5 protein-coding genes are annotated in these 6,201 nt (G+C 49.6%); 1 reads left to right on the plus strand and 4 read right to left on the minus strand.

All coding sequences use genetic code 11. The features are described 5' to 3' along the window. Positions 1-30: 30 nt before the first annotated feature. Genes trbC through trbA form a run of 3 tightly spaced genes read right to left on the minus strand, consistent with a single transcriptional unit; the run spans position 31 to position 4,612 of the window. Complete coding sequence (gene trbC / locus JLG71_RS28290) at positions 31-2,322, minus strand: F-type conjugative transfer protein TrbC (protein ID WP_024255997.1); 2,292 nt, start codon at positions 2,320-2,322, stop codon at positions 31-33. Further along, positions 2,315-3,385 carry an IncI1-type conjugal transfer protein TrbB gene (gene trbB, locus JLG71_RS28295; RefSeq protein WP_000151583.1) on the minus strand — a complete coding sequence of 357 codons (1,071 nt, stop codon included), beginning with the start codon at positions 3,383-3,385 and terminating at the stop codon, positions 2,315-2,317. Before trbB ends, trbC begins: the two co-directional genes overlap by 8 nt. An 18-nt stretch (positions 3,386-3,403) precedes the next feature. Continuing rightward, on the minus strand, positions 3,404-4,612 hold the full coding sequence (trbA, locus tag JLG71_RS28300; RefSeq protein ID WP_000121273.1) for an IncI1-type conjugal transfer protein TrbA: 1,209 nt from the start codon (positions 4,610-4,612) through the stop codon (positions 3,404-3,406). Positions 4,613-4,903: 291 nt separating this feature from the next. Between trbA and JLG71_RS28305 the strand changes: the two genes are divergently transcribed. Beyond that, on the plus strand, positions 4,904-5,056 hold the full coding sequence (locus JLG71_RS28305) for a Hok/Gef family protein (RefSeq protein WP_001303307.1): 153 nt from the start codon (positions 4,904-4,906) through the stop codon (positions 5,054-5,056). A gap of 71 nt (positions 5,057-5,127) precedes the next feature. Here JLG71_RS28305 and JLG71_RS28310 read toward each other — a convergent pair whose 3' ends face one another. Further along, positions 5,128-5,379 (minus strand): hypothetical protein, encoded by a 252-nt coding sequence (locus JLG71_RS28310; RefSeq protein ID WP_001291965.1) that lies wholly within the window; start codon positions 5,377-5,379, stop codon positions 5,128-5,130. Positions 5,380-6,201 lie beyond the last annotated feature (822 nt).

Below are 6,201 nucleotides of genomic sequence, written 5' to 3' on the forward strand. Positions count from 1 at the left end.
GGCCGCGCCAGAATCCGGCGCGGCCACTGTTCAGTACATTCCGTCCCAGTCCGGACGGTTGGTTTTTTTATGATGAAACCCGTTTACAGGACGCCCTGTCGGGTGGTTATTGTCCTGTGGAAGCGTTAACAGGTTTATACCTGCTCTTTCTGCTCTCACTGATATCTGATTTTCCTCTTTTGTTTCAGGTAGTTCTGGTCTGTTCAGCGTGATATAGCGAATTCGTCGCTCTTCCCGTGTGGTCGTTTTAAGCGTATTCACCGCTGTTTCCCACAAGGCACTTTCACGTGCGTTGATATCTGTGTCGTACTCTTCCAGCATTGCCATAGCCGCCTGACGTCCTGCAATGCGTTGCTGGAATGTATCCACGATCGTGTGCGGCTCTGTGCGAATTTTTCGTCTTTTTCTGGAGGGTTTTGCAGTCAGGACGCCAATGATGGCACTGACATTTTCCGGTGACGGTATTCGACGTTGAGTAGTACGGGGAACAAGACGGCGGAGACGGTCCAGGCGTGGCGCATCCACGCTGATATACCTGTTTATAACAACGGGATCGCTGCTGCAGCTTTTCTCATCGTCAGGGATGAAGAATGATGCTGATGGTACGGTTTCTCCCCGGAAAATAGAAAAGAACTCGCCAGGATGAAGTTCAATCAACTCCTGAACATTTATCTTGCTTTCCATCAGGATGCTGATTTGTGGGCTGTCAATCCATGATTCACCAAATATGCCGTCCTGACGCTGCAGGTTGTTCATCCTCGCCCTGGCTTCTTCACCGGCGGCGCTTTTCAGCGTTCTGGCCGTACTACCCTCGCTGACAATCCTGCCGGCAAATTTTGTCCCCGTGTTCTGCATCAGTGTTGCAGTATTCGTGGCTGTTGTCTGTCCTTCTATACGTTCCTGGTCCTGTGCCATCAAAATCAGAGCAAAATCCAGTGAACGCACCTGAGTGGCTTCCACAGCAATACGGTCCGTATAGTATGCCCCCACTTCATCAAGGAAACACAGATAAGGGAAACGCCCCTTATATTTTTTGACTTCCAGTGCATCGGAATCAGTTCCTTCGAGGCGGTAGCCCAAATCACGGGCGAGAATCATACTTTTCTGGGTGATAAACATTCGTCCAAGAGCAGACGTTGTATGCGCTGATGTATCCAGAGCGGGGATCATTACCATCAGAATCCTGTCGCTGTGAATGCTGTCACGGATATCGATATCACCGGAATCTTCAGCAAAAATATCCCCGAATGCTTCCGTGAATGTGCTGAAAGTTTCAGAAAACTGCCCGGAGAGATAAGCATGTTGTTTTCTGGGTTCTTCCGTCCAGGCTGATGGTGTCCTGACCAGCGACAGGTCGAAACCGGGAACGTCCTGAAGGTAGTTACGTAACGGTGCGATAGCTTCTTCCGGCCACTGATCATCGAGGCCACGACAGTAAAGTTTGGCCATCCCTTCGAGAGTCATATGTTCACGGAGCATCTGCAGCGACATTGTTTTGCCTTCGCGCACACACCAGAATTTAGTACCAAATACCAGTGCCTTATTCATGGCAATGGCCCGGGACTGCCACTCGCCCCCCTGGACGTTCTGGGGCAGCATTGACTGCATTGTCTCCGCTGTGAATGCCTCAGTGCTGTAACAGAAGGGATTCCAGGTATTTGACTGAGGACGCGTTTTTTCACCACTCAGAATGATTTCACTGCGGGATTTTCCTCCGTTCATGAAGTTAATGACTTCCACATCGTCTTCACGTCCAAAGCGTCTGGCCAGATACCAGATCGTTCTTGCCGTATCATTCTGTGCCTTGCCATCGACAAGGGTGAATCCTCTTGCCCAGCAAAGTGGGTTAATCGCCCAGGCAAAGATGGTTTCCGTTTTACCGCCACCGGTGGTGGCGAAAAACATTATATGGCGGGTCAGATCGTCCATACTCAGCCATAACTCCCTGCCAATATCCCTGACGCGTTGATAACCAACATAGAATATGCCGCTGGCCGGTGATTCCAGAATGACCTCATACTGGAACAGGGTTGGCCAGAAGCTGAAAAGACTTCTTTTAATCATTCTGTCCTGTGACGGGTCAGCACATTTCAGCGTCATGGGCATACGAAGAGGGCAGCGCCATCGCTGCAGACTAAATACCAGCATTGTTATCAGTGTGAACAACAGACATGCCGGTAATGCAAGTGGCCAGATAAAACTGGCCACAAGACTTGCCACCAGGCAAAAGCCATAGATATTGAGACTCTGGAGTGCATTCCAGACAGGATTTCCCCAGGCTGTACGGTGTAAAAGCTCGGGGTTAACGCGATGTTCACTCATGGCCAGACTCGCTGTCGGTGGTTTTCAGGAATAAATTAAGCGTGCCAGTTTCCTGCAGAATTCCTGTAGGCAGATGCCAGCCGGTGTCGGACAGCACCCATGGGGTACCGGCAAATCCGAACTTACGGAAGGCGACATTGTTAACATCAATCGCAGCTCTGGCTGCTTTCAGGCATGTTTCATCTGCAGGCGTTGTTTCTTCTGATGGCGTCATCATTCCGTTATCTGCGGAATACAGTCGGTGCCAGCCGGCAGCACGTTTCTGAGCATCTTTTTCACACAGCAGTGGTGCCACACGGTCGGTGGATTCCTCTCCACCAATAACTGAAACCGGGTAGATAACGACATTGAAGTCGCTGGCCAGGCGTTTTAAGGCCGGCTCCAGAAGTCTGCAGTTAGGACAGGCAGGATCGAGAAATGCGAACAGGGTTCGTTCATGACCGGATGACAGGTTGATGGTAAACATGCCCCGATCGGCGTTCCGCTTCAGAACAGTAGCCAGATTATGTCGCGCAGCTGCGGCTTCCGGATTTTTGCTTGTGATTGTTTTCTCCGGGACCTGGACGTCTTTTTTCGGGGGAACCGGGAGTTGAATGCCTTCATTTAATGGCACAGTGTGATTCAGGTGAGGGGGTAGCAGTCGTGGCTCACCTGCTGTCTGTACTGCTTCAGGCGTTGTATCATCCCAGAATACACGATCAACATAGCGGAACAGAGAGAAGCCAATCGTTGCCATTACGAACAGCACAACGCTGGCGATTATGCCACGGAACAAAGGTGTTCTGCTGAAGCGGCGTTCCATCAGATATTCAAGGCGCAGGCAGGAATCAATAGCTGTAAGTATCTGGTCAGCGTTATGCTCCTGTTTATCAATCAGGACGGTTTCTCTGTTACGGGTGCCCATGGCGTCAAAGGCTATATGAATCAGTTGATTATTTCGTGTTACCAGCCCTGACAGGGCATCCCGTGGAAGGACGGCAATAATTTCTGTCCTGCCATCCGGCCAGATTGCCTGCACGGAAATATGTTTTGCAATGCGTGTTGCAAAGTACTCGATTGTCATTTTCAGTTCTCCGGATAATCAGAATTCGTTGTCTGTAGCAGGTGTGCGGGGCAGGATGTCGTCGGTGAGGGACCAGTTGGTCAGGATGCGGCGTTTCCGGTCGCGATCTGGTTGTGGTTCATCCCAGATAAGACCGAGACTGAGCATATCCCGCCGTAAGCCTTCCACCGCTTCATCAACACAGGGTTCAGGGCAGGGAAGACCAAAACGCATGGCTTCGGCCTCTGCACGTGCAACGGCCACCACGCCAGCGCCTTCAATAAATCCTTTCGTGGTATTGGCGCGGTGTAATGCATAAAACAGCGTCCTGTCCACGCCTTTCAGCCAAATCCAGTTGGGTGGCGTAAGCCGCAGGTCATGTGCATACAGCCAGACCAGCCCACTGCGGACGTAGCGATGTTGTTTCAGCCATTGCTGTGCTCCGTTGCTTTTAATCACTCTCTGGAAAGCTGATTTGGCCAGTGAATAAACAGGGGTACAGAATTTCCCGCTGTCCCGTTTGCTTTTAATTCTGCATGAGAGGTTCAGTGTATCCATGAGCTTTAATGCTGCCTTACGATCATCCAGGAAATACTGAAGGCCAAATATGGCAAAGAGCGCTTTTTCATGTGGTGCCATGTCTTTCCAGGACGTTAAAGGTTTACCCAACTGGGCCATGAAACATCGTCTTGCAGCTGCAACATCGAGCTGCATATTGGTGATGAGAGTATGCTGTTCGACAAATGCTTCCGGGGTGAGAGCAACCCGCCGTTCAGGTCGTTTACCACCATGAAAGAGTTTTTCCGGATCACCATCTGCCAGTACAGGGGCGATAGCAGGGGATAACGAAGCAAAGATGTGTGGCAGTCGGGTAATATCTACTGGTCTGCGGGTGAAACGGCTTTGTCCCGGATGTTGATACCACTCCCACAAACACCAGAGTGTCACAGGTAAGAGGTACATCCACAGAATACCTATGGTCTGTTCCATGACGTTAACCCACTGGCTATAGCTTATGTTGGCGGCGTTGTTACCGGTCATGGCAAGCAGGTTGTATCGTGGTGCTGCATAGTTATGAAATGGTCCCCAGTCGACCAGTCCCCATAAGGTATGAAGAATCAGGCAGCTGGCGTAAACCACTTCCGGCAAGAATAACCATATGACGAATAGCAGCAGGATAAGAAGGACACCAACAGCGCCCCATATCTGCATAGGATCTTCTGCGACAGGCTGTCGATTGTAAGACATGACAAAGTCTCCATTTCTGGAATTTAAATCGAACGGAAAGGTTAAAAATTTATTTTCAGGTGATAAGAGCTAACCAGAGGAGTTAGCTGTGCGATAAAAGGATTGTTGCAGATACGAAAGTCGTTAGAATAGCTGCGGGCGCTTGAGGCTGTATGCCGAAAGCGTTTTGTGGACGGTATACAGCAGAAAGCCCCTGGAGATTTTTTTATCAATCAACCAAGGGCTCTACTGTAATGCTTCGACAACATTATAGTAGCCCGATAACCGCCGTAAGGCAATGGAGGGGCTATGATGCCACAGCGAACGTTTTTAATGATGTTAATCGTCATCTGTGTGACGATTCTGTGTTTTGTCTGGATGGTGAGGGATTCGCTTTGCGTACTCCGGCTCCAGCAGGGAAACACAGTGCTTGTGGCAACGTTAGCCTACGAAGTTAAACGTTAACGGGCAACACGGCGGCAGGTTTTCTGCCGCCGCTTTGTTGCGAAGGCTGACCTCATTGCGCCCTTTCTTCTTCAATGAAGCGTATCCGGTATTGTTTCATTTCCCCTGAAGCCGATTAGCTCCAGCCGAATGCCTTTGCCATCGGGGGCCACGTTCTGCATTTCGCAGATACCACGTCGGGTCATGAGTGTGAAGGCTGTCATTGCCAGCATGGCTAACGCGTTTTCCTCGCTTCCGCTGCGTTTCTCGAGAGCATCGGCAATTTCTTCTATGCTCCCCACCTGAAAGCAAGAGTCGAATTCTTTACTCCACTTTTCTGACATCGGATTTTCTCTCTGTATTTATGGGTAGTTATCGAACTGAATGTGCCAGTTTTTTCAGAAGACGGCAAAGTTGAGATGGCTGGTTCAGGTTCAGAGCATGAGTTTCCCCGGTGTGACGGGCATGGCGGGGCGGATTTTGCAGATACAAAAGACGTAAAAAAACCGACTGGTGAGGCCGGCTTTTTTACTGTTACGCTACAAAGTTGATGACTCTGACCAGAAAAGAGCTGTCTATAACTGACGCTAAAAATGATAATTTGTTCTACCTGATTAATGCAACATGCCATAAGTTTACGGGAAAGGCTGACCACCTGATATTGTTGCAAAATACGAAAGTCGTCAAAATCGCGGTGGGGAGCTTGAGGCTGTAAGCTGAAAGCGTTTGTGAAAGCCCCGGGAGATTGTTCTATCAATCAACCAAGGGCTCTACTGTAATGCCTAGACAACATTATAGTAGCCCGCTGACGTCCTCCACGCCAGAGGGAGCTTGCTACGTACAGCTTGTCGTTACTCAGAAGTAATAAATGTAAAAAAACCGACTGATGAGGTCGGTTTTCTTACTGTTCCGTTACAGAGTTGGTGGCCCTGACTGGAGGAAATCTCTTTTCAGCTAACGTTCTTATAATAGTGTTCTGTTCATTTGATAACAACCACCCTTGTAATCCGCAGGTTAGCACTGTCTGGCGACACTTCTGTCGTGATGACGGTAACCAGAACATGAGTCTTCCCGGTATAACAGGCATGGTGGGGCGGATTTGCAGAAACAACAGATGTAAAAAAACCGACTGGTGAGGTCGGCTTTTTTACTGTTCCGCTACAGAG

Origin of the sequence: Klebsiella michiganensis (genome assembly GCF_015139575.1) — a bacterium.
Classification (GTDB): Bacteria; Pseudomonadota; Gammaproteobacteria; order Enterobacterales; family Enterobacteriaceae; genus Klebsiella; species Klebsiella michiganensis.

What these genes read in the sequence shown, in the direction of transcription:
- trbB (WP_000151583.1), bottom strand. Translation starts at nt 3,385, where the DNA reads ATGACAATCGAGTACTTTGCAACACGCATTGCAAAACATATTTCCGTG.
- trbA (WP_000121273.1), bottom strand. Translation starts at nt 4,612, where the DNA reads ATGTCTTACAATCGACAGCCTGTCGCAGAAGATCCTATGCAGATATGG.
- JLG71_RS28305 (WP_001303307.1), top strand. Translation starts at nt 4,904, where the DNA reads ATGCCACAGCGAACGTTTTTAATGATGTTAATCGTCATCTGTGTGACG.
- trbC (WP_024255997.1), bottom strand. Translation starts at nt 2,322, where the DNA reads ATGAGTGAACATCGCGTTAACCCCGAGCTTTTACACCGTACAGCCTGG.
- JLG71_RS28310 (WP_001291965.1), bottom strand. Translation starts at nt 5,379, where the DNA reads ATGTCAGAAAAGTGGAGTAAAGAATTCGACTCTTGCTTTCAGGTGGGG.